Below are 22,819 nucleotides of genomic sequence, written 5' to 3' on the forward strand. Positions count from 1 at the left end.
ACTTGGAGCGGGCCGGCGAAGGACCCTGAAAACTGTGGAATAATGCTGTCACAGCGTTTAATACGTTCGGGCAACTATGCCCGGCGCACGACACACAGTCAAAGGACGTCACTTGGTGGACATGTTTGCCCTCGATGGGGAGCTGGCGCGGTGGGAGGCGGTGTTGCCGGAGATATCCGGCGGCGCCCGCTTGCCGTTGCTCATGGCGCTCGCCTGGCATTTGCGCCAGCGCGCGCCCGCGCGCGCGCGCGCCTTGTCGGCCGACATCGTTCCCCTGCTGGGCCCGTTGCCGCCGGCCGACGCGCTGGTGGCGCGCGGCCGCCTGCTGCTGATCGCCGCCGAGGCCGAATGGCTCGACGGCCAGCTCGACACCGCCGAATACCAGGCCGAACAGGCATTGTCGCTGTTTGAGCGGGCGGCGGCCGAGGCTGCCGGCGACTCCAGCTCCACCTGCGCCTCCACCTCCACCTCCACCTCCACGGACGCCGACATGGCGACCTCGGCCATCACGGACGCCATCCCGGCCGCCGCCGCCGCATGCGCCCGCGCCGACGCCTGCTGGCTGCTGGCCTGGGTCGCCAACGACCGCGGCGACAGCGCCGCCGGCGACCGCTGGCTGGCCCGGGCCGGCGCGGCCGCCCGGGCCGGCGGCGACCCGGTGCGGGTGGACGTGGCCGACGCCGCCGCCGGCATTTGCGCCGCGTTCGGCGACTGGCAGGCCGCGCAGCGGCAATGGGAAGGCCGCTTCGACGCCGATCCGGGCGGCTTGGCGCCGATCGCCGCCGGCTGGGTCAGCGATTACTTGGGCACCTGCGCCTTCCAGCGCAGCGAATACGGCCGCGCCATCGGCCACCTGATGCTCAGCTTCGAGATGGCGCTGGTGACCGGCCAGGTCCGACGCGCCATCATCATCGCCACCAACATCGGCAACGGCTTCACCAGCCTCAACGCGCACGAGGCGGCGCTGGAATGGATGCAGCGCGGCCTCGACCTGGCGCGCCCGGCCGGCTGGCCGCTGTCGATCGGCATGTGCCTGATGCAGACCGCCGAAACCTTGCGCCAGCTGGGCCAGCGCGAGGCCGCGCAAACGCTGCTGCGCGAGGCGCTGGCCGTGCTGGCGCCGTTGTCCGGTTCGCGCGCCTACGCGGTGGCGCTGGAATACCAGGGCGACCTGGCGCTGGACCTGGGCAACTACACGGCCGCGCTCGACAGCTTCACCCGGCTCGCCGCCCGCGGCGACGCGCTGGCGCAGAACGATTTCCAGAGCAGCGCCCGGCGCGGCCAGGCGCACGCGCTGTCGCACCTGGACCGGCCGGACGAGGCGCTGGCGGCCGTGCGCGGCGCGCTGGCGCTGGCGCGCGAGCATGGCGACGCGCTGGGCCAGATCGCCGCCCTCAACGTGCTGGCCGATCTCCACGCGCACCACGCGCTGCCCGAGCCAGACCTGATGATGGCGCCCAACCCGGTGCTGCACTACCTGCTGCTGGCGCTGGAGATCGCCGCCACCATCGACGGCTACATCGTGCCCGGCGCGCTGCTCGACGCCACCGCGAGCGGGTACGCCGCCATCGGCGACCACGCGCGCGCCTACGCGATCGCGCTGCAGGCCTCCGCCGCGCGCGACCAGACCCACAGCCAGCAGGCCACCAACCGCGCCATCGCCATGCAGGTGCAATACCAGACCGAGCGCGCGCAGACCGAGGCCGAGCACCATCGCCAGCTGGCGGCGGCCGAGGCGCAGCGCGCCGAGGTGCTGCAGCAAACCAGCGCCACGTTGGCGCACCTGAGCGCGGTCGGCCAGGAGATCACCGCCCACCTGGACGCGGCGGCGGTGTTCCGCGCGCTGGACCGCCACGTGCACGGCCTGCTCGACGCCACGCATTTTTCGATCTTCCTGCTGGAGCCGAGCGGCGTGTGGCTGTCGTGCGCGTTCGGCGTCGAGGCCGGCAATCCGCTGCCGGAGGTGCGCTATTCGCTGGCGGACCCGCGCGCCAACACCGCGCGCTGCGTGCGCGAGCGGCGCGAGATCCTGATCGAACTGGGCGCGGCCGAGGTGACGCCGAACCTGATCCCGGGCACCCTGCCGACCCTGACGCTGTTGTTCGCGCCGCTGCGCGTGGGCGAGCGCGTGCTGGGGGCGATGACGGTGCAGTCGCTGCACGCCAACGCCTACGGCGAGCGCGAACGGCTGATCTTCCGCACCCTGTGCGCCTACGGCGCGATCGCGCTCGACAACGCCAGCGCCTACCGCCAGGTGGCGGCGACGCTGAAGACCTTGAGCGCCACCCAGGAGCAGCTGGTGGAAAAGAACCTCGAGCTCGAACGCGCCTACCAGGCGCTCGAGGAGGTCAGCCTGACCGACCAGCTGACCGGCCTGCGCAACCGCCGCTTCTTCCTGCGCAACGTCGACGCCGACGTGGCGATGAGTTTGCGCGGCTACGACGGCGGCCAGCATCGCGGCCAGCAGCTGACGGCGTTGGAACTGCAGGCGGCCAACGACCTGGTGTTCTTCATGGTCGACATCGACCACTTCAAGGAAGTCAACGACCGTTACGGCCACGCCGCCGGCGACGCCATCCTGGTGCAGATGACCGCGCGGCTGCACGAAGTGTTCCGCGAATCGGACTATGTGATCCGCTGGGGCGGCGAGGAGTTCCTGGTGCTGGCGCGCGCCACCCACCGCGACGACGCGCGCGTGGTGGCCGAGCGCATGCGCCGAGTGGTCGCCGAACGCGAGTTCGTGCTGCCGGACGGCGTGGCCTTGTCGAAGACCTGCTCGATCGGCTTCGCCTGTTTCCCCTTCCTGCCGGCGCAACCGCGCCTGCTGTCATGGTCGCAGGTGGTGGAGCTGGCCGACCAGGGCCTGTACATCGCCAAGCGCTCCGGCCGCAACGCCTGGGCGGCGTTGTACGGCACCGAGCACGCCCGCGCCGACGGCCTGTTCCCGCGCTTGATGCACCAACTCGACGACGCCGTGGCGGGGGGCGAGGTACGCCTGGTCAGCAATCTGGCGGGACCGCTGTCGCTGGGCGGCGAGCGTCGCCGCGTCGGGCTGTCGAGCGACCTGGAAACCTGATGCGGCTCGATCAGGCGGCCGGCGCCTCGACCACCACCTCGCAGTTGAGCGTATTGGCGATGTAGCACTTGTCGTGCGCCTCGTGGTGGATGGCGTGCAGCTCGTCGTCGCCCGGCGGCGCGGTGCCGGCGAACACGATGGCCGGGCGCAGCGCGATGCGCGTCATCGCCATTTTCCCCTGCGCGTTCTTGCCGAGCGTTCCGATGGCGTGGTCGGTGTAGCTGTCGACGGTGTGTCCCCGTTTGGCGGCGATCGACAGGAAGAACAGCATATGGCAGCTCGACGCGGCGGCCACCAGCGCCTCCTCCGGATCGACGGCGGCGGCGTCGGACATCGGCAGCGGCACCGACAGCGGCGACGACGATGCCGGCACGACCGCGCCGCCGTCGAAGCGCCAGGTGTGCGCGCGGCTGTAGCGCTGCCCGGGGAAATCCTGTCCGTCGCGTTTCCATTCCAGTGTTGCCTCGAATTGCATGCAAAGCTCCTGTCGTGATGGTCGATCAAGGGTCGATCAAGGGTTGATCAAGGGTCGATCAAGGCTCCCATTCTAACCCGCCCGCCGGCGGCGCCTTCCGGTTGCTATACTTGCCCTCCCGACGACCTTCGATCCCGATGCGATGACCAAAATCCGCTGCGGCTGGGCCAACCCGGCCAATCCCCTTTACCTGCACTACCACGACACCGAATGGGGCGTGCCTTGCCACGACGAGACGCGCCTGTTCGAGATGCTCAATCTGGAGGGCGCGCAGGCGGGGCTGAGCTGGGAGACCATCCTGAATAAACGCGAGACCTACCGCGCCGCCTTCGACCAGTGGGACGCCGAAAAGATCGCCGCCTACGATGCCGGCAAGGTGGCCTCGTTGCTGGCCGATCCCGGCATCGTGCGCAACAAGTTGAAGGTGGCGGCGGCGATCACCAACGCGCAAGCGTACCTGCGCCTGCGCGCCGGCGGCGGCAGCCTCGATCAACTGCTGTGGGCTTATGTCGGCGGTAAGCCGATTGTCTCCGGCGACGGCCCGCGCGCCAGCAAGACGGAGCTGTCGGACCGCATCTCCAAGGATCTGGCCAAGCTGGGGTTCAAGTTCGTCGGCTCGACCATCGTCTACGCCTACATGCAGGGCATCGGCCTGGTCGACGACCATGATCCGGCGTGCTTCTGCCGGAAGCGGCGCAAGTGACGACGGCGCGCGTCGTACTCGATACGGATTTCGCCGATGGCGCGCGCTTCGCGGCCGCATGGGCGCGGGCCGCCACGCCGGGGAGCGCGCCGCTGCACTATCTGGCCGTCGCGCCGGACCTGCCGGAGGCGGCCCGCATCACCGACGACAGGCTGCGCGCCCGCTGGCCGCTGAACGTGCCGGGCTTCCACCGCATCGTGCTCGACGGCGGCCGCGTGACGCTCGATCTGCTGGTCGGCGCGCTCGACGCCGTGCTGCCGCAGATCGAGGCGCGGGTCGACGATTTCCAGGTGTCCTGTTGCGCGCCGGCTCTGGTCCCGGGCCTGGCGCGCGGCCTGGCCAAGCTGGCCGCGCCGGGCGCGACGCTGCACGCGCACGCGCCGGACGAGCCGCTGGTGTGGGCGCTGACGGCGGCCGGTTTCGCCTGCCACGCCATCGCCGGTTCGCCCGATGTCGGCGCGGTCTACCGAAGCCGCAAACCGCAGCCGCCGGCGCCGCCGCAACCGCAGCGGCGCGCGATCGTCATCGGCGCCGGCCTGGCCGGCTCCTCCGCCTGCCATCGGCTGTGCGCCCACGGTTGGGAGGTCACGCTGATCGAGCGGCACGCGCGGCCGGCGCAGGAGGCGTCCGGCAACCTGGCCGGCATCTTCATGCCGCTGCTGTCGAAGGACGACAATATCCCGACCCGTTTGAGCCGCGCCGCCTATCTGTTCGCGCTGCGCGAGTGGCGCCGCCTGGGCGGCGTCGGCGAAGCGTTCGACGGCGCCGATTGCGGCGTGCTGCAGCTGGCGCGCGACGCCGCGCACGCGAAGGTGCAGCGCGACGTGCTGGCGGCGTGGGATTATCCGCCGGCGTACGCGCGCTGGCTGGCGGCCGAAGACGCCGGCCGCTTGCTGGGCGGCGACACGCCGCACGGCGGCTGGCTGTTCGAGCAGGGCGGCTGGGCGCGGCCGGCGTCGCTGTGCGAGGCCATGCTCGACGCTTGCGGCGAACGCTTGCGCCGCCTGTTCCACACGCGTGCGCTCGCATTGCGCAGGATCGACGGCGCGTGGCACGTGATCGGCGCCGACGGCGTGTTGATCGCCCAGGCGCCGACGCTGATCCTGGCCAACGGCACCGGCGCCGCCGACATCGCGCAGGCGGCGCTGCTGCCGCTGTCGGCGCTGCGCGGACAGGTCACGCATCTGGCGCTCGACGCACCGGGGTCGCAAGGCGCCCCCAGGCTGCCGCTGGTGGTCTGCCGCGAGGCCTACGTGACGCCGGCCGCCAACGGCATCGTCTGCGCCGGCGCGACCTACGACAACGACGACGATCCGCACCTGCGCGCCGCCAGCCAGCTGGAAAACCTCACGCGGCTGGCGGAGATCGTCCCGGGCGCCGACGTGGCGGCGCTGGCGGCGAGCGCGCCGCTGGCCGGGCGCGTCGGCTTCCGCTGCGCCGCGCCGGACCGCCTGCCGCTGTGCGGCGCCTTGCCCGACCACGGCGCCGCCGGACGCCTGGAGCGCCTGCGCGACGTGCCGCGCCATCCCGGGTTGTACGGTTTGCTGGGCTACGCGTCGCGCGGCCTGATTTGGGCCCCGCTGATGGCCGAGTTGCTGGTCAGTCAACTGGAGAACACGCCGCCGCCGCTGGAGGCGAGCCTGGTGGCGGCGCTCGACCCGGGCCGGTTCCTGCTCAAGGAGCGCCGCCGCGGCCAGTGAACCGGACGCCACACCGGCGTTGCGTTGGCGCAAATACGCTGCGCACGCCAGCCATGCCGGCGTTGGCTTGGCTATATCGCGCAGGATATAATCACCCTTTGAACCGGGCGCGAGCACCGCACTATGGACGAATACCAAGCGCAGCACTACGAGGGATCGCCAGAGTTGTTGATGTTCCTGGCCTCGACGGTGCACGACATGAAGAATTCGATCAGCGTCCTCAGCGGCACGCTGGAGAACCTGATCGCCGCCTCCGCGCCGCCGTCCGCGCCGGCCGCCGCCGGCCAGCCCGGACATGAGCAATCCGGACATGAGCAACCTCGTTACGGGCAACTGGGCCAGATGCTGTACCAGACGCGCCGCCTCAACGACAATTTGATCCAGTTGCTAGCGTTGTACAAGGAGGTCGGCAAGCCCGGTTACCCGTTCGATCCCGCCGCCCATCGCGTCAGCGAGTTGGTCGACCAGGTCAAGGGCCAGGCCCGCATCCTGCTGCAATCGCGCGGCGTCACGCTCGACGTCGATTTTCCGGCGGACGCCATCTGGACCTTCGACGAGGACTTGATCATCGGAGTGCTGGTCCACGCCATCAACAACGCCATCCGCTACACGCGCGACCGTATCCGGTTGAATATCAAGGTAGACGGCGACTATCTGGAATTGCGCGTGGAAGACAACGGCGACGGCTTCCCGCCGGCCATCCTGGAGGCCGGCGCCGACGCCATGAAGAGCGGCGCCAGCAAGGTCAACTTCCTCAGCAACAGCAGCGGCCTCGGTCTGTACTTTTCCAGCGAAGTGGCGAAGATGCACAAGCATCGGCAGCGCCACGGCGGCATCGCGCTGGAAAACAGCGGCGCCCTGGGCGGCGGCTGTTTCATTTTGCGGCTTCCATGAACGCGGAAACCCCGACCAGCGGCGACATCGATTGGGCCGAGAAGCGCTATCTGCTGGTCGACGATTTCGTCGGCATCCGCCAGCTGCTGCGCGAATCGCTGCGCAACCTCGGCGCCAAGCACATCGACCAGGCGGCCAGCGGCGGCGAGGCCATCGTGCTGCTGTCGAAGACGCGCTACGACGTCGTCATGTGCGACTACAACCTCGGCGACGGCAAGAACGGCCAGCAGGTGCTGGAGGAGGCGCGCCTGCGCAACCTGATGCTGCCCAGCAGCGTGTGGCTGATGGTGTCGGCCGAGAAAAGCGTGGAGTCGGTGATGGGCGCGGCCGAGCACCAGCCGGACGCCTACATCATCAAGCCGATCACCGAGGGCGTGCTGCTGACGCGCCTGAACCGCGTGTGGAACAAGAAACAGATCTTCCGCGAGATCGACCAGGCCTTCGCCGACAAGGACTACCTGCGCGCGGCGCGCCTGTGCGAGGAACAGATCCCGCTCTATCCGCTGCACGAGATCGACCTGCAGCGGATGAAGGCCACCTTGCTGCTGAAAAGCGGCGTGCCGGAACAGGCGCGCGCGGTCTACGAGAAGGTGCTCGAGGAGCGTGAATACAACTGGGCGCGCTGCGGCCTGGCGAAGATCCGCATGAGCGCCGGCGAGCTGGAAGCGGCGCAGCAGATGTTCCAGGCGGTGATCGCGGACAACCGCTTTTACATCGACGCCTTCGACCAGCTGGCGCTGTCGTTCCAGCAGCAGGGCAAGCACGAGGAAGCCTTCGGCGTGCTGGAAAAAGCCGCCAAGCTGTCGCCCAATTCGGTGCCGCGCCAGCGCGCGTTCGGCCAGACGGCGCTCAAGCTGGGGAATATCCCGGTGGCCGAAAAAGCCTTCCGCAAATGCATAGAGATGGGCGAGTACTCGGTGGCCAAGACAGTCGACGCCTATTTCGGCCTGGCGCGCGTGTGCGGCTTGAAGAACGACACCAAGGAAGCGATACGCCTGCTGAACGCGGCGGTCCACCAGTTCGGCGGCGACCAGGTTACCTTGCGCGCCAAGATCACCGAGGGCCTGGTCTACCACGAGAGCGGCGACTACCGGCGCGCGCGCAAATCCGGCGACGAACTGGAGGCGATGCTGGCCGACGAAACCAAGCAGCGTCCGGACAGCACCACCTGCCTCGACATGGCGACGCTGCTGTTCGCGGTCGGCGTCAAGGACGCGCCGGTGACCCTGCTGTGCTACGTGGCGCGCAACAACCATGACAACGCGCCGCTGCTCGAGGATGTGCAGAAAATCTTCGACAAGGCGCGCATGGGCGACGAGGGCATCGAGTTGATCAAGGCCTCGCGCCAGGAGGCGGCCGACATGATGAACAAGGGCGTGCTGCTATGGAAGACCGGCAAGTTGATCGAGGCGGTCGAATGGATGCGCGTGGCGCGCAAGGCGCTGCCGCACAATATGCGCATCCTGTTTAATTCGGCGCAGATCCTGATCTCGCAACTGCACCAAACTGGCTATGTGCGCGAGCTGGCCGAGGAGGCGATCGGCGTGTTGATGCATGTCGACGCGATCGCGCCGGGCCAGCTGCGTTTCGCGCAGTTGATGGAACAGCTGGCGATGCTGGCGCCGGTGTCGGGCGTGGCGGCGGCGGCCGCCGCGGTCGAGTACGAGGCCGCCAACGGCGCGGTTCCGGAGTGACGCCGGCTGGCACCGACCGCTCCCGGGGTGACGGATGGGCGCAACAGCAACTTGTTTCACCGTCACCAAATGATTACACTGAATCGCGGCGCAGCCCTGTCTGCGCCTTGAAATAAAGGGCAAAACAATATGCGTGATATCGCAAAAGAAGTGTACACGAAGATGAAAGTGGGCAGCGTGGCCTGGATACGGCCGGTCGCAGCCAAGGGAGACACCCTCGACAGTTTCCAGTCCGCCCACGACAGCGCCAAGCTGCTGGAGCAGGAGGGCTTGATCGATATCGAAAAAGTGCAGCGCCAGCAAGACGGCATGATCGACGCCATCCGCATCCAGCGCCTGGCCTGAGGCCGGACGCCGGTGGCGCGGCGATCAAGCACTAATCAGGGCTTTTCGGCGCCGGGCTTGCCGGTTTTTGGCGGCGCGGTTTTGGCGGCGGCCTTTTTCGGCGCAGGTTTGAGATCCGGCTTGTCGGCGGCAGGGGCGGCGCCGGCGGCATTGGCGTTGGCCGCGCTGGCCGCGTCGGCGCCGGTGTCGGCAGCGGCGGCCTTGCCCGTCGCCGTGGCGGCGGTGGCGAATTTGACCGCCGTGTCGGTGGCGCGCGCCGCGGCGTCGGCCATCATCGATTCGGACGCCATCGCCGTCGATACCGCCTGTTTGAATTGATCCTGCAGCATATTCCACCACACGGCCGGATTGGGCATCTGGGCGGCGGCGTCGGCGGCCGGCTTGGGCGTCGGCGCGGCTTCAGGCGCCTTGGGCGCGGCTTGCTGCGCCGGTGCGGGCGTTGGCGCCGGCGGCCATGACGGCTTGCTGGCGGGCGCCTTGTCGGCTTCGCGGGCGTGGTGGAAGAAGGCCGACGCGTATGGATTGGCGTCGAAGATCGACTTGTCGTTGGCGCCCGTGTTGACGGCGGCGGCCAGGCTGGCGCCGACGGATTTGAGCGTGGCGATGGTCCCGCGCTGCACTTCGAGCGCCTGGATACTGCCGCGCAGCATACTCATATTGAGGTTCAGCCACGCCTCGACGGCCTTCAGGTCGTTGATCTTCTTATCCAGTTCCTCGACCGACAACGTGGGCGCCGTCAAACCCGGCACGCTCATGCTGCCCCACAGGTTTTTGACGAAATCTAAAGTATCCGTCATCACGGCGGCGCCGGGGATGTGCGGCATTTGCGTATTGGCCATATCTGTCTCCTGTGGATTTTAGCTTTCAGCGTAGCAGATATCCGTGCCGCATTCAAAAAGATTTTGACAACATTTCCATCGTCGCGCGGCGGCGGACCGATGGCTTCGTCCGAACACGTTAAACTAGCGGCATGACGATTGTTTCCTACCTCTTTCAACGCCGCCGCCTGCTGGTCGTATGCGTGGCCACGCTGGCGCTGCATTTGGCGGCGATCGACTGGGCGGGCAATCACCTCGGCTCCTCGGCGCCGCGCACGTCGCCCCATCCGCCGTCGGTGATGACGGCGCAATTGCGCCTGACCTTGCCCAAGCGCGTCGAGAGCACGCCGCTGGTGGACGTCAAGCCGCTGGCGCCGCAGGACGCGCCGCGTCCCCGCGCCAAACGACCGCCGCCGCCCCGTGCGCTGCCGCCGCCGCCGGAATCGGCGCCGGGCAACGGCGCGCTGGCCGCCATCGCCGCCAGCCCGGCGCTGGCCGAGGCCGCGTCGGCCGAAGGCGGCGGTGAGGGCGCGCCGGCCGGCGGCAAGGATGGGACGGCCCAGGCCGGGGCGGCGCAGGCGCAAACCGGGACGCCGCCGGCGCCCGCCGACGCGCCGACGCCGGCGCCGGCGGTGCCGGCCGCGGCGCCGCCGCAGGGCGCGCGGCGCTATAAGGTGCATCTGCCGCCGTCGGCCAGGTTCGACATGGCGGTGGCGCGGGTGGACGCCGACGGCACCAAATGGACGGGCTCGGCGTCGATGACGTGGCATACTGACGGCAGCCGTTACGACGCCTCGCTCGAAGCCGGCGTCAGCTTGTTGGTGACGCGCGTCAACTTGTTGGTGCTGCGCAGCGAGGGCGTCATCGACGACTTCGGCATCGCACCGGTCCGTGTCACCGAAAAGCGCACGCGCCGGGCGGAGACCGCGACCCACTTCAACCGCGACCAGGGCACGATCACGTTCTCGGCGTCCGAGCGCAGCTATCCGCTGCTGACGGGCGCGCAGGACAAGGCGACGGTGCCGTTCCAGTTGGGCGGCATCGGCCGCGCCGACGTCAACCAGTTCGGCGGCGACATCGACCTGCAGGTCGGCGATGAAAAGGAGGCGACGATTTTCCGCTTCCAGCTGGTCGGCGAGGAAGAGCTGGACACGAAGATGGGCAAGGTGGTCGCCTGGCACCTGACGCGCCCGCCCAAGCCGGGCACCTATTCGTCGCGGCTGGACATTTGGCTGGCGCCGGGGATGAACTGGTACCCGGTCCAGATGCGCAACACCGAAGCGAGCGGCGCGCTGACCACGCAGACCGTCTCCAACATTACGATCACAGAATCCGGAAAATAACATGCAAAAAACTCCAACCCTCCGCCTGCTGGGCGCCGCCGTGCTGCTGGCGCTGTCCGCGAGCGCCATGACGGCGCGCGCGGCCGGCGACGCCCCCGGCCCCCATCCGAGCGCCAAGCGGGCGCACAGCGAACCGCCGTCGGCCGACCTCCAATACAACATCACGGCCAAGCAGCACGGGCTGACGATCAACGGCACGGCCACCGTGCAATGGCGCGCCGGCGACGGCAAGTACTCGCTGGCGGTGGAAAGCCGCGCCGCCATTTTCGGCAAGATCCTCGAAACGCGCAGCGAGGGGATGATCGACGACTACGGCCTGGCGCCGGTGGCGTTCTATGAAAAGCGCTTCCGCAAGGAGGCCAACACCACCAGCTTCAAGCGCGACACCAAAACCATCAGCTTCAGCGTCGGCGACGAGACCTACCCGATCAAGGGCGGCGAGCAGGATCGCGCCAGCATCCAGTGGCAGATCGCCTCGCAGGCGCGGGCGGCGGCGGACAAGTTCAAGCCGGGCAGCGAGTGGGCCTACTTCGTCGCCGGCCGCCGCAACGCCGAGCAATGGAGCTTCAAGGTCGCCAACGTCGAGCCGGTGCAGACCGGCAGCGGCGAGGTCGCTGCCGTGCACCTGGTGCGCCAGCCGCTCGACGACGATAAGGGCTCGCAGGTCGACCTGTGGCTGGCGCCGTCGCTGGACTGGTACCCGGTGCGGGTGGTGTTCAAGGACGCCGACGGCGACTTCGTCGACCAAACCCTCGACAAAGTTACCAAAAAATAAACCCCGGGGTCAAGTCTGTCATTACGACACGGCCTCGGCCGTATATGCGCCCACCGATGCCGCGCGTCCACCCCATAGTGTCCGGGCCGTGTAGCAATGGCAGACCTGACCACGCCCCTGGCCCCGCCCACCTGCTATACTGACGCCCCCGCGATGATGATGCTTTGTTGCACGATTTGCAATCGCGTTGCGACCAGAATGGCAGAGAATGATTGAACCTATAACAAGTGAGTCCGCGTCCGATCCGGCGCTGGACCAGCAAGACACGCAAAACAGCCTCCAGGCGCACTTCAAGCCGAACATCTCGGCCGACGAAATCGAGCAGGTCTACCACCTGAAACGCGCGCAGCCGCTGCTGCAAGTGTTCACGGCGCTGTTCCACGGCGGTTTCGACGGCGTGCTGGTGCGCCTGCTGGTGTTGCGCGAGCTGGCCTCCGACACCGCCTCGGCCAGCTTCAGCCGCGCCGACATCAACACCCGCCTGGCCTATCTGCTCCCCGAGAGCCTGGAGACGGTGCTGATGCGCCTGCGCACCAACCAGCTGCTGGCCTGGGACGCGCAGCACGCCGTCTACCGCGTCACGCCGATGGCCCGCAACGTGCTGTCGGCGATCGACGCGCTGCTGGCGATGGGCAAGGAGGAAGACCCGGCCGACATGGGCTATCTGCTGTCGCAGGTGGCCGGCGCGCAGGTGATGGGCGGCGTCACCGTCGACCAGCTGCAGCATTTGCTCGGCCGCCTGGTCGAACTGACCGAGGAATTCTCCGACGCCATCGCCTCCGGCTCCGAGTTCCGCCTGCGCGCCTCGCAGGCCAAGTGGCACATGGCCTGCGACTGGGTCGAGAAGGGCTCGGAGATCCTGCGCGCCATCCTGGCCGACGAAAACGCCGACAGCGCCACCCACCGCGCGGCGCAGGCCATCGGCCGCGCGCAATCGGCGCTGCTCAACATGCAGGGCATGTTCTCGCGCGCGCTCAACCAGATCGAGCGCCAGCGCGTGCACCTGGGCCAGTCCGGCCTGTCGACCACCGACATCAAGCGCTGGCTGCTGCTGCACGAGGACCTGGCGTCGCTGGCCGAAGGCGCCATCGACCAGCCGGTGGTGCCGCTGTTTATCACGCCGGCCGAGATGATCGACGTCGCCGAGACCGAGCTGCTGGCCGACCGCGCCGTCAGCGCCGTCTCCGGCGGCCTGCCGTCCGGCGAGGACGCGCCGACCACCATCAGCGACGGCCCGGCGATGCAGCAGGAGCTCGACGAATGGCTCTCGCGCCTGTCGGACTTCGCCACGCTGGCCAAGCTGCCGGCGCCCAAGGCGGGAGATGCGCCGCCGTCGATCCCGGTGCAGGATTCGCTGCTGCCGGCGACTTTCGCGGTGGCGTCCTACCGCGCCTCGCTGCTGCCGCTCTTGGGCGACGCCGACGAGGCGCGCCTGCAGGGCGCCACCGGCGACCTGGCGCGCCTGCCGGTCACCTTCAACCCCTGCGACGAAATGGTGCAGCTGCCCGATTTGCACGTGGCGGCGATGTCCCTGGCCTCCCTCTCACTTTCTTTGAAACCGGAAGGCGACAAGTCCGATGAATGACGATTCCCAAATCCTGATCGCGCGCCTGCTGACGCATCAACACCTGCGCCGCGACGACAAACTGGTCAAGCGCGTGCTGTCGGACGAGTTGTTCCGCGCCGAAGTGGACGCGCGCCTGCTGGCCACCGGCCTCAAACTGCTCGACAACGTCTACGCCGACCACGTGACCCTGGCGCTGCACCGCGCCATCGAACCGAAGATCTTCGGCGCGCGCGACGTCTGGCAAAACAATAACTTCGGCCTGTCGCGCGACGGCGTGGCCCTGCTGGTCGTGCTGTGGGCGCAGATCATCCTGCCCAAGCGCGAACGCCAGGAAACCCACCAGCACGCGGACGATGAACAGAACGACATGTTCGGCATCGAGAAGCCGCTGCCGCGCGCCGAGGACACCTCGATCGGCATCGCCTACAAGGCGCTGCTGGCCGACTTCGGCGACAAGTTGGGCAAGAAGACCCGCCTCGATATGAACCTCGGCATCCTGGCCAAACTCGGCTTCATCGAGCGGCGCGGCGACGTCATCGTCGAAGGCCCGCTGCTGGACCTGATGATGGACACCGACCAGCTGAAAGAGCGCATCATCAACGGCGCGCTGGCCGACGTCTTCAAGCGTTCGCCGGCTCAGGTCATCCCGGTGCCGCGCCGCACGCCGCCGATCGCCGCCAACGACGACGAACCGGCGCCGGAGCAGGTGGCCGACGACGCCCACGTGGAAGACGACATCGTGCCGGCGTTCGACATCCCGGCCGACAGCCTGCCCGACGCCGCGCCTTCCGACGCGCCAGCCGACGACACCGACCTGCCCACCAAGGACTAAGCCATGTTTCATATCAAATCGTTAGAACTGGTCCACTGGGATTACTGGCAGCGCATCAAGAACATCCCGCTGGACGCCAAGATCATCACCATCGCCGGCCAGAACGGCTCCGGCAAGACCACCTTGCTCGACGCGCTGCGCACCCTGTTCGGCCTCGATTGCTCGATGGGCCGCACCTACAAGCACTACGCGCGCCACAGCGGCCAGCAGACCGCATGGCTGCGCGCCGTGGTCGACAACAAGAACGTCGGCAAGCAGCTGTCGAACCGTCCGTTCCGCAGCTCCGGCTTCTTCAGCGACGACGAGGTCACGCTGTTCTGCCAGATCCAGAAAAACGGCGGCGACTGGAAGCGCCAGTACCTTATGCGTCCCGGTAACGTGCAGATCGAGGACATCGGCGAGGCCGGCAACGACTGGCTCGGCGTCGAGAACTACCGCAAGCGCCTGGCCAACGCCGGCCTGTCGCCGGCGATGGCCAAAGTGCTTGCGCTCGAGCAGGGCGAGACCGACAAGCTGTGCGAATACGCGCCGCGCCAGTTGCTCGACCTGGTGTTCCAGGTCTTCGGCGACAAGGAGGTGCTGGACGCGTACGACGAGGCCAAGCGCCATCAGCGCGACACCGAAGTCGAACTGAAACGCTTCGAAACCGAACTGGAAGCTTCCAAGACCAACCTGGAAGGCCTGCGCCTGCGCGTGGCCAATTACCACCAGTGGGAAGACCTGAACAAGGAACGCCGCAACCTGCAGGAGGAAGTGCTGCCCACGCTGGAATACCACGAGGCGCGCGAAAAGCACGGCAACGTGAGCCGCCAGCTGCGCGAGGCGCGCAAGCCGCTGATGCAGGCCGACCAGCAGATCACCGACAAGCGCAACCAGCTGGCCGCGCAGGCGAAAGCGCTGACCGACGCGCAGCAGCACGAGACGGTGCTGGAGCAGGAATCGACGTCGCTGCAAACGCGCCTGACGCACATCAACGGCAAACTGAAACCGCTCGACAGCCTGCTGGAACAGAAGGTGCGCCTGCAAAAGCTGGCCGCCGATTCCGGCGCCGACCTGGCCGAAGTGGCGCAGCAGCTGCAGGAAAAGGAAATCGAGCTGGCGCGCCAGCGCAACGCGCGCGACGCCATCGCCGCCAAGATCGCCGGCGAACTGTCGACCATCTCGGCGTTGCAGGGCAAGACCGCGATGCCGGAGCCGGAAGCCCAGCGCACCATGCGCCGCGCGCTGAACGACGCCGGCATCGGCCACGCCATGCTGTCCGACATCGTCGAGGTGACGGATGCGCGCTGGCAGGGCGCGATCGAGGGTGTCCTCGGCGGCTACGCCTCGGTGGTGCTGCTGGATAAATCCAGCGACGCCTCGGCGGCCTACCGCCTGGCGGAGAAGGAACGCTATCGCCACTTCATCGTGCCGGACCTGGTGCACGCGCCGACCGTCAAGGACGACAGCCTGATGTCGGTGGTGAAGTTCTCGGCCAAGGTTCCGGCCTGGCTGGTGGAACAGCTGTCGCGCATCACGCGCGTGGACACCGTCGATGCCGGCGCCAAGTTGGGCAACCACGAAGAGTGGATCACGCCGGACGCCTACCACCGCGAACGCCGCGGCGGCCGCTCGCTGTTCGTGGAAGTGTCGCGCTACCGCTTCGGTTCCGCCGGCCGCACGCAGCGCATGGAAGCGATCCAGCGCTCGCTGCCGGCGCTGGAGGCGCAGGAGGACGCGCTGACGTTGATCGTCTCGAAGCTGGCATCGGAAATCAGCGCGCTGAAAACCCGCCTGGCCGGCGTCGACGCCGCCAAGGAGCTGGCCGCGCGCCAGGAGGAATTCGACGAGGCGGCGCGCAACGCCGTGCCGTTGAAGGAAGAACGCACCGAAGTCGGCACCCGCCTGGGCGAACTGCAAAACCTGATCAAGAACGCCGTCGTCACGCGCACCCGCGCCGATACGACGTGGCAGAACGCGCGCTTCGCCCTGTCGGAAGCGGAAGCGGGCATGCGCCTCAATAACAAGCGCCAGATCGAGCAGCGCGCCGACCACGCGCGCGCCCTGCTGGCGTTGCGCAAGGCGTGGCGCCATCTGCCGAAAAGCTGGCGCCGTCCGGAGCGCCGCCTGCGCCTGGTCAAAGACCACCAGAACGCGCACCAGGTCAACCTGCGCATCCACAGCCTGGAGGCCAGCCTGGCGCGCAGCGACTGGGAACTCGATGCGACGGTCATCGACCAGTACCAGCGCCTGAACGATCAGCTCAGCGGCCGCCAGTCGGAGACCGAGGAGCGCCGCTACCAGAACAACCGCGCCATCGAGGCCACCGGCAACGCCCGCGGCGCCTACATGGAGCGGCTGCGCTACACCATCAAGACCTACTCCAAGAACATCAAGGAGCTGGGCGAGCTGGCCGGCATCGAGGTGCACTCCGATCCGGTGCGCCTGGAGAACGACGACACGCAGCTGGCGCAGGCCGGCCTGCACGTGCGCTTCAAGTTCGACGGCAAGGGCATCATCGGCATGAACGACGGCGAAGCGTCCGGCGGCCAGCAGGTGATGAAATCATTGGTGCTGCTGATTGGTTTGCTCAAGTCGGAAGACGGCTCCGGCGGCTTCGTGTTCATCGACGAACCGTTCGCCCACCTGGATATCCGTAACATCCAGCTGGTCGGCGAGTTCCTGAAAAACACCGACGCCCAGTACCTGATGACCACCCCGCTGACGCACAACACGGACGTCTACGATCCTTCCGAACTGACGCTCATCACGAGTAAAAAGAAGAAGGATACCGAGTGGGCGCAGCCGATCTTCGTGCTGCAGCGCCGGACCGACGGCGCCGCCGCCAAGACGGCTTAGGCGGGTGGCGTGATGCCCAGCAGCTGATCGAGCTGGCGGGCCAGGGCGGCGGCGGTTTCGCTGCCGCGCGCCTTCTGCACCGCCTCGATGTAGGGGTGGCGCAGGTCGCGCAGCTCGGCCACGCTGCTGGCCTTCTCCACCTTCAGCTGCAAGGTGAAGCCGCGCAGGCCGATGGTGCTCTTGATGGTCTTGTTGTAGAAGTCATAAATCGACTGGAACTGCGCGATCTGCGCCGGTTCCGGTATTTGCACCGCCGCTTCGGCCGATGGCGGTTCGGCCGGCGCGGGCTGGTCGGCCAGCGACGAGTAGCTGGTCGCCAGCACGACGTAGCCGTGTTCCACCAACTCGGCCAGCGCGCTCGCGCCCAGGCCCAGCCCCGCCACATTGCGCAGCAGTTCCTCCTGCGCGCGGCGGCCATCGATCAGGACCAGCAGGGCGCGCAGACGCGGCGCAAGCTGATACTTGCGTGTCGCGATCTCCTCCTTGCCCTTGGCGGTCTTGTCGTAGATGGACGTGTTCATGGCCGTGCAAATTATTGCTGTCAGGATACTTCAGGATATCACCGTTTGTATCCCGCTCCGCGGCATTAACGATAGCACTGTCGTTTTAATGACGTGGCATTATTTGCATGCATATTGTCATACGCTGTCGCCGCCGCCATCGTCGCCGGCGCCGCCGTCCGGCGTCCATTCGAGGATGTCGCCGGGCTGGCAATCGAGCCGTTCGCAGATCTTCTCCAGCGTCGCGAAACGGATGCCCTTGACCTTGCCCGATTTGAGCAGCGACAGGTTCTGTTCCGTGATGCCGACATAGGCCGCCAGCTCGCGCGATTTGATCTTGCGCCGCGCCAGCATCAGGTCGAGATTGATCAGTATTGCCATCAGATGAAGCTTTCGTTTTCCTCCGCCAGGCGGCGGCCCTCCTGCATCAAGCGCGTGATCAGGTAGAACAGCGCGCACACCAGCATCAGCATCAACTGTTCCGAATTGACGCCCACGGTGAATTCGAGATCGCCCTTGCGGCCGGCCCACAACGCCAGGGTGCGGGTCGGGGGCTCGATGATCGACAGTATAGTTGAAAGCAACGTGGCGCCGGCGAACATGCGCAGGTGGCCGATCGACTCCGACGTGAACAGGTGCTGCCGGCGGAAGTTCAGCAACAGCCGGTCGAGCCGCCACAGGCCATAGCCCAGGGCCAGCAGCGCGGGCAGCGCGATCGCCGCGCACAGCGTCCGCTGGCCCGGTGTCATCGCCAGCTTGGCGGCGGGCGCGACCCCGGTGGCGCTCATTTTCACGACCATCGGACCCACGGCGGGTTCGATGGTCGTCCACGCCAGGAAAAAAAAGATCGTCTGTATGCACAGAAACCCCCACAACAGCGACCGGATAACACTGGTATTCATCTATCACCCCTTTAAAACTTATCGTTTTACAGTAAATACTTATTGTTGTATATTTAATTCTATCTCTAAAACGAAAGTTGAACATGAAAAATGTGGTGATCGCCGGCCTGGTGCTGGCATTGTCGACGGGGTGCGCGGTGCAGATCACCGAGCGCAATGTGATCCGTCCCGACCGTCCGGGCGACCCGAAGCCGGAGGCGGTGCTGGACGCGGCCGCCGCGCCGGCGTGGCGGCTGTCGGCGCTGACATTGCCGGTGGCCGAGGGCGAGTTGGGGGGCGTGGCGGCCAGCCGCGCTTCCGGCGCGCAAGCCGCCGCGACGACGGTGCTGTATTTCGGCGGTAACGCCTTCCATCTGGACCAGCACGGCCGCGGGGTGCTGGACGCGGTCGCGCCCTGCGGCGTCGACGTGGTGATGGTGGACTACCGGGGCTACGGCCGCAGCACCGGCGTGCCGACCATCGCCGCGATGCGGGCCGACGCCTTGCAGGCTTTCGATTTCGTCAACGCGCGGCATCCGGGCAGGGTGGTGCTGCACGGGCAGTCGCTGGGCAGCTTCATCGCCGCGTATGTGGCGCGACAGCGGCCGGCCGCGCGCGCGCTGGTGCTGGAGTCGACCACCACCAACGCGCGCGACTGGGCCAATGCGATGCTGCCGTGGTATGTGTGGCCGTTCGTGCGCCTGGAGTTGAGCGGGCCGTTGCGGGGCATCGACAACGTCGAGGCGGTGGCCGGGTACGCCGGGCCGGCGCTGGTGTTGGAGGGCGCCGACGACAACGTCACGCCGCCGCGGTTGGTGGCCAAGGTCTACGAGGCGATGCCCTCGCCCGTCAAGCGGATGCTGGTGGTGCCGGGGGCGGGGCATAACGACGTGCTGTCGAATCCCGCCACGCAGCCGGCGTATTGCGCGTTTATCCGGCAGGTGGCGTCTATTTGATGTCGAAGATGTCGATCGGGCGTGGCAGCGGCTTCTGGCTTTTGTGCCAGCGCACCAGCAGCAGGCTGTAGGTCGCGTAGTAGCCGGCCAGAAGACCGGACAGCACCGCCGTCAGCGGGTTGCCGAGGAAGTCCGGGTCCAGCGGCAGGCCGTCGTGCATGTGCAGGTACGCTTCGAACAGGCGGTAGATCAGGCGGCTGACGAACAGCATCGTCACCAGCAGCGGGATGCGGCGGTCCGGCGTGTAGAAAAAGCCGTCCGGTTTGTTCTCCAGGCGGCTCATGCGGAAATTGCGCTGGCCCAGCAGCGCGCCGGCGGCGGCGCCGGCGACCAGCGCGCCCAGGGCGATCCATTTACCGATCAGCAGTCCCAACATTACCAGGATGACCACGGACATCACGCTCGCCATCGCGTAGTGGCGCCACAGTTCCGACCTGGTGCGCACGATCATTTTTTTCAGCCGGGAGTAAATACGCCACACCGCCAGTGGAACCAGCAGTAGCAACGTGAGCGTTGTCATTTCCATAGTCTATCCAACCGCGTCGTTCGAAGAACTGCGATTGTACGCGAGAGTGGCGAGGGGGAGCGGAGCAGGTGCCGCCGTAACGCCGCACTTCAAGGCCCGTGCGGCGATGCAGCATGGCGTTACAGATTGTCACGACTGATTGCGGTCACGGTGCCGCGCGCATTGACATTCGCGTTTAGCATAAGCACACTGAACCACAGCAATACCGCAGCAGCCCCGCAGCAGCCCCGCGATTCTGGACCGAAAGGATATCCATGAACAAGCAGATTCCCATGCTGCCCCTGAATTTAGGTTTGATGGCCGCCTCGCCGCAGGCCGGCGCGCAGGAAGGCGGCTACCGTTTGCCGCCGGCCGCCCTGCAGGCCATCGTCGACGCGCCGCGCGCCCCGGCGCTCAGTCTCAGTCCCCAACGCGACCTGGCCGCCGTGGTGCAAACGCCGCCGCTGCCGGGCATCGCCGAAGTCGCGCAGCCCGAACTCAAGCTGGCCGGCCTGCGCATCAACCCCCGCACCTGCTCGTCGTCGCGCTTCTCGTTCGGCACCGATCTGGCGCTGCTCGATATCGCCACGCAGAAGGAAAGCCGGATACGCGGCCTGCCGCGCGGCCTGCGCCTGTCCGACCTGGCCTGGTCGCCGGACCAGCGCTACCTGGCCTTCACCCACATGGCCTTCAAGGGCGAACGCGGCGCGGTCGAATTGTGGCTGGTCGATATCGCCGCCCGCAAGGCCGGCCGGCTGTCGGCGCAGCCGCTGTCGGCGGTGCTCACGCGCGGCTTCAACTGGCTGCCCGACAGCAGCGGCCTGCTGGTGCACTGGCGTCCGACCGGCATGGGCAAGGCGCCGCAATCGACCGGCATTCCGTCCGGCCCGATCCAGCAGGACAGCGAGGCCGATGGCGCCATGCGGCAGCTGCGCACCTACCAGGATTTGCTCAAGAACGAGGACGACGCGCGCCTGTTCGAGCACTACGTCACGGTGCAGATGGTGCTGCTCGACCTGCACGGCAAGGGGCGCATGATCGGCGCGCCCGGCCAGTATTCGCGCACCTCGATCGCGCCGGGCGGCGAATATCTGCTCACGCAAAGCATCACGCGGCCGTATTCGTACATCGTGCCGGCCAACAGCTTCGGCGAGCGCGTCGACGTGCGCAACCTCGATGGCGAACTGCTGCACACGGTGGCGAATTTGCCGCTGGAGGAGGGCCTGCCGCCGGGGAACGACGCCGTGTCCGACGGCGTGCGCCACGTATCGTGGCGCGCCGATGCGCCGGCCTCGCTGGTGTGGGCCGAGGCGCAGGACGGCGGCGATCCGGCGCGCCCGGTGGTCGACGGCATCCGCGACCTGGTATACCTGCACGCGGCGCCGTTCGCCGAACCGCCCAGGGTGCTGGCGCGGCTGACGATGCGCTACGCCGGCATCGCCTGGGGCCGGGAGGATGTCGCGCTGATCAACGAGCGTTGGCACAAGACGCGCGACTACAAGCAGTGGATGATCGCGCCCGGCCATTTGTCGACGCCGCCGGAGCTGATCTACGCCGGCTCGTACGAGGACCGCTACAGCAGCCCGGGTTCGCCGGTGATGCGCGCCGACGCCACCGGTTTCCCGCGCCTGCTGATCGGGCCGGACACCTCCATCCTGCTCGACGGCGCCGGCGCCACGCCGGAGGGCGACCGTCCGTTCATCGACCGCCTTAGCCTGACGACGAAGCAGAAAACACGGCTGTTCCAGAGCGAGGCGCCGTACTTCGAGAACGTGGCGGCGGTGCTCAACGACGAGGGCACCTTGTTGATGACGACGCGCGAGTCGCCCACCGAGCGGCCCAACTACTATTTGCGCGACCTGACCAAGCCGGCCGCCAGGCAGCTGCGCGCGCTGACCGACTATCCGCATCCGACGCCGCAGTTGAAGGACGTGCACAAGGAGCAGATCCGCTATCCGCGCAACGACGGCGTCGAGCTGACGGCGACCTTGATGCTGCCGCCGGGTTATGAGCAGCAGCGCGACGGCCCGCTGCCGCTGCTGATGTGGGCCTACCCGCAGGAGTTCAAATCGGCCGGCGCGGCCAGCCAGACCACCGGTTCGCCGTACCGTTTCAACTCGGTCAGCTACTGGGGGCCGGCGGCGTTTCTGGCGATGGGGTACGCGGTGCTGGACAACCCGTCGTTCCCGATCATCGGCAGCGGCGAGGAGGAACCCAACGACACCTATCTGCCGCAGCTGGTGGCGGACGCGCAGGCGGCGGTGGACGAGGTGGTGCGGCGCGGCGTGGCCGACCGCCATCGCATCGCCATCGGCGGGCATTCGTATGGCGCCTTCATGACCGGCAATCTGCTGGCGCATACGCGCCTGTTCCGGGCCGGGATCGCGCGCAGCGGCGCCTACAACCGCACGTTGACGCCGTTCGGCTTCCAGTCGGAGGAGCGGCCGTTCTGGCAGGCGCAGGCCGTGTACCAGGCGATGTCGCCGTTTAATAACGCCGACAAGATCAAGGATGCGATGCTGCTGATCCACGGCGAGGAGGACAGCAATTCCGGCACCTTCCCGTTGCAGAGCGAGCGCATGTTCCAGGCCATCAAGGGCCTGGGCGGGACGGCGCGGCTGGTGATGCTGCCGAAGGAATCGCACGCCTACCGCGCGCGCGAATCGATCCTGCACATGCTATATGAGACCAACGCCTGGCTGGATAAATACGTGCGCCAGGCGAAACCGGTGTAATCGGCGGGCGTCGTAGAATGGACGCCCGCCCTTTTACTGGAGTGAAGATCATGGAATTCGTCACCTCGCACCGCGCGCCCGACCCCTTGCCGGACGATGACACCGCGCCGCCATCGCCACCGCATGTGCCGCAGCCGGTGCCGCAGGACGACCCGGTGCCGGACCACAACCCGAGTTGACGG

20 protein-coding genes are annotated in these 22,819 nt (G+C 67.5%); 14 read left to right on the forward strand and 6 right to left on the reverse strand.

Translation table 11 applies throughout. From position 1 onward, the window contains the following. The first annotated feature begins 121 nt into the window (after window positions 1–121). The gene (locus BMX85_RS31375) at window positions 122–3,076 is read left to right on the forward strand and encodes a diguanylate cyclase (RefSeq protein WP_090327054.1); all 2,955 of its coding nucleotides are present in this window, start codon (window positions 122–124) and stop codon (window positions 3,074–3,076) included. Window positions 3,077–3,086: 10 nt separating this feature from the next. Here BMX85_RS31375 and BMX85_RS27165 read toward each other — a convergent pair whose 3' ends face one another. Beyond that, entirely contained in the window at window positions 3,087–3,551 is a 465-nt protein-coding gene (locus BMX85_RS27165; RefSeq protein WP_090326454.1) for an OsmC family protein, read from the reverse strand. A gap of 142 nt (window positions 3,552–3,693) precedes the next feature. On the opposite strand from BMX85_RS27165, the gene BMX85_RS27170 reads away from it, so the two are divergent. The 5 genes from BMX85_RS27170 (at window position 3,694) to BMX85_RS27190 (ending at window position 8,887) form a co-directional block, all read left to right on the forward strand. Further along, the gene (locus tag BMX85_RS27170) at window positions 3,694–4,254 is read left to right on the forward strand and encodes a DNA-3-methyladenine glycosylase I (RefSeq protein WP_090326458.1); all 561 of its coding nucleotides are present in this window, start codon (window positions 3,694–3,696) and stop codon (window positions 4,252–4,254) included. Continuing rightward, window positions 4,227–5,954, forward strand: coding sequence for an FAD-dependent 5-carboxymethylaminomethyl-2-thiouridine(34) oxidoreductase MnmC1 (mnmC, locus tag BMX85_RS27175; protein ID WP_229210687.1), 1,728 nt, complete (start codon window positions 4,227–4,229; stop codon window positions 5,952–5,954). The genes BMX85_RS27170 and mnmC overlap by 28 nt, the downstream gene beginning before the upstream one ends. A 123-nt stretch (window positions 5,955–6,077) precedes the next feature. After that, on the forward strand, window positions 6,078–6,848 hold the full coding sequence (locus BMX85_RS27180) for a sensor histidine kinase (RefSeq protein WP_090326465.1): 771 nt from the start codon (window positions 6,078–6,080) through the stop codon (window positions 6,846–6,848). Next, window positions 6,845–8,542 carry a tetratricopeptide repeat-containing response regulator gene (locus BMX85_RS27185; protein ID WP_090326470.1) on the forward strand — a complete coding sequence of 566 codons (1,698 nt, stop codon included), beginning with the start codon at window positions 6,845–6,847 and terminating at the stop codon, window positions 8,540–8,542. Before BMX85_RS27180 ends, BMX85_RS27185 begins: the two co-directional genes overlap by 4 nt. A 129-nt stretch (window positions 8,543–8,671) precedes the next feature. Continuing rightward, complete coding sequence (locus BMX85_RS27190) at window positions 8,672–8,887, forward strand: hypothetical protein (RefSeq protein WP_090326473.1); 216 nt, start codon at window positions 8,672–8,674, stop codon at window positions 8,885–8,887. 35 nt (window positions 8,888–8,922) lie between these two features. Here BMX85_RS27190 and BMX85_RS27195 read toward each other — a convergent pair whose 3' ends face one another. Further along, a complete protein-coding gene (locus tag BMX85_RS27195; protein WP_090326479.1) occupies window positions 8,923–9,726 on the reverse strand; it encodes a PhaM family polyhydroxyalkanoate granule multifunctional regulatory protein in 804 nt (267 codons plus the stop codon). A gap of 131 nt (window positions 9,727–9,857) precedes the next feature. Here BMX85_RS27195 and BMX85_RS27200 point away from each other — a divergent pair, with 131 nt between their 5' ends. The 5 genes from BMX85_RS27200 to BMX85_RS27220 all read left to right on the forward strand — a co-directional run bounded on the left by BMX85_RS27200 (window position 9,858) and on the right by BMX85_RS27220 (window position 17,060). Then, window positions 9,858–11,048, forward strand: coding sequence for a DUF3108 domain-containing protein (locus tag BMX85_RS27200; RefSeq protein WP_090326483.1), 1,191 nt, complete (start codon window positions 9,858–9,860; stop codon window positions 11,046–11,048). Between the two features lies 1 nt (window position 11,049). Next, entirely contained in the window at window positions 11,050–11,823 is a 774-nt protein-coding gene (locus tag BMX85_RS27205; protein WP_090326488.1) for a DUF3108 domain-containing protein, read from the forward strand. A 208-nt stretch (window positions 11,824–12,031) separates the two neighbouring features. Beyond that, window positions 12,032–13,408 carry a hypothetical protein gene (locus BMX85_RS27210; protein WP_090326492.1) on the forward strand — a complete coding sequence of 459 codons (1,377 nt, stop codon included), beginning with the start codon at window positions 12,032–12,034 and terminating at the stop codon, window positions 13,406–13,408. Then, window positions 13,401–14,222, forward strand: a complete 822-nt coding sequence (locus tag BMX85_RS27215) for a hypothetical protein (protein ID WP_090326497.1) — start codon at window positions 13,401–13,403, stop codon at window positions 14,220–14,222. The genes BMX85_RS27210 and BMX85_RS27215 overlap by 8 nt, the downstream gene beginning before the upstream one ends. Before the next feature lie 3 nt (window positions 14,223–14,225). Then, complete coding sequence (locus tag BMX85_RS27220; protein WP_090326500.1) at window positions 14,226–17,060, forward strand: ATP-binding protein; 2,835 nt, start codon at window positions 14,226–14,228, stop codon at window positions 17,058–17,060. On the opposite strand, the gene BMX85_RS27225 is transcribed toward BMX85_RS27220, so the two are convergent. The 3 genes from BMX85_RS27225 to BMX85_RS27235 form a co-directional block, all read right to left on the reverse strand. Next, window positions 17,057–17,581, reverse strand: a complete 525-nt coding sequence (locus BMX85_RS27225) for a hypothetical protein (RefSeq protein WP_090326503.1) — start codon at window positions 17,579–17,581, stop codon at window positions 17,057–17,059. The genes BMX85_RS27220 and BMX85_RS27225 overlap by 4 nt on opposite strands. A 117-nt stretch (window positions 17,582–17,698) precedes the next feature. Continuing rightward, on the reverse strand, window positions 17,699–17,941 hold the full coding sequence (locus BMX85_RS27230; RefSeq protein ID WP_090326508.1) for a helix-turn-helix domain-containing protein: 243 nt from the start codon (window positions 17,939–17,941) through the stop codon (window positions 17,699–17,701). Then, the gene (locus tag BMX85_RS27235; protein ID WP_090326511.1) at window positions 17,941–18,462 is read right to left on the reverse strand and encodes a DUF2975 domain-containing protein; all 522 of its coding nucleotides are present in this window, start codon (window positions 18,460–18,462) and stop codon (window positions 17,941–17,943) included. Before BMX85_RS27235 ends, BMX85_RS27230 begins: the two co-directional genes overlap by 1 nt. A gap of 83 nt (window positions 18,463–18,545) precedes the next feature. Here BMX85_RS27235 and BMX85_RS27240 point away from each other — a divergent pair, with 83 nt between their 5' ends. Beyond that, window positions 18,546–19,397: an alpha/beta hydrolase gene (locus tag BMX85_RS27240; RefSeq protein WP_090326515.1), complete on the forward strand. Its 852-nt coding sequence runs from the start codon at window positions 18,546–18,548 to the stop codon at window positions 19,395–19,397. Here BMX85_RS27240 and BMX85_RS27245 read toward each other — a convergent pair. Continuing rightward, complete coding sequence (locus BMX85_RS27245) at window positions 19,390–19,923, reverse strand: CcdC protein domain-containing protein (protein WP_090326521.1); 534 nt, start codon at window positions 19,921–19,923, stop codon at window positions 19,390–19,392. The genes BMX85_RS27240 and BMX85_RS27245 overlap by 8 nt on opposite strands. Before the next feature lie 254 nt (window positions 19,924–20,177). Between BMX85_RS27245 and BMX85_RS27250 the strand changes: the two genes are divergently transcribed. Together BMX85_RS27250 and BMX85_RS31380 are read left to right on the forward strand one after the other, a co-directional pair. Further along, a complete protein-coding gene (locus tag BMX85_RS27250; RefSeq protein ID WP_090326525.1) occupies window positions 20,178–22,637 on the forward strand; it encodes an alpha/beta hydrolase family protein in 2,460 nt (819 codons plus the stop codon). A 50-nt stretch (window positions 22,638–22,687) separates the two neighbouring features. After that, window positions 22,688–22,816, forward strand: a complete 129-nt coding sequence (locus BMX85_RS31380; RefSeq protein WP_255372401.1) for a hypothetical protein — start codon at window positions 22,688–22,690, stop codon at window positions 22,814–22,816. Window positions 22,817–22,819: the final 3 nt, after the last annotated feature.

Source organism: Duganella sp. CF517 (assembly GCF_900110275.1).
Classification (GTDB): Bacteria; Pseudomonadota; Gammaproteobacteria; order Burkholderiales; family Burkholderiaceae_D; genus Rugamonas.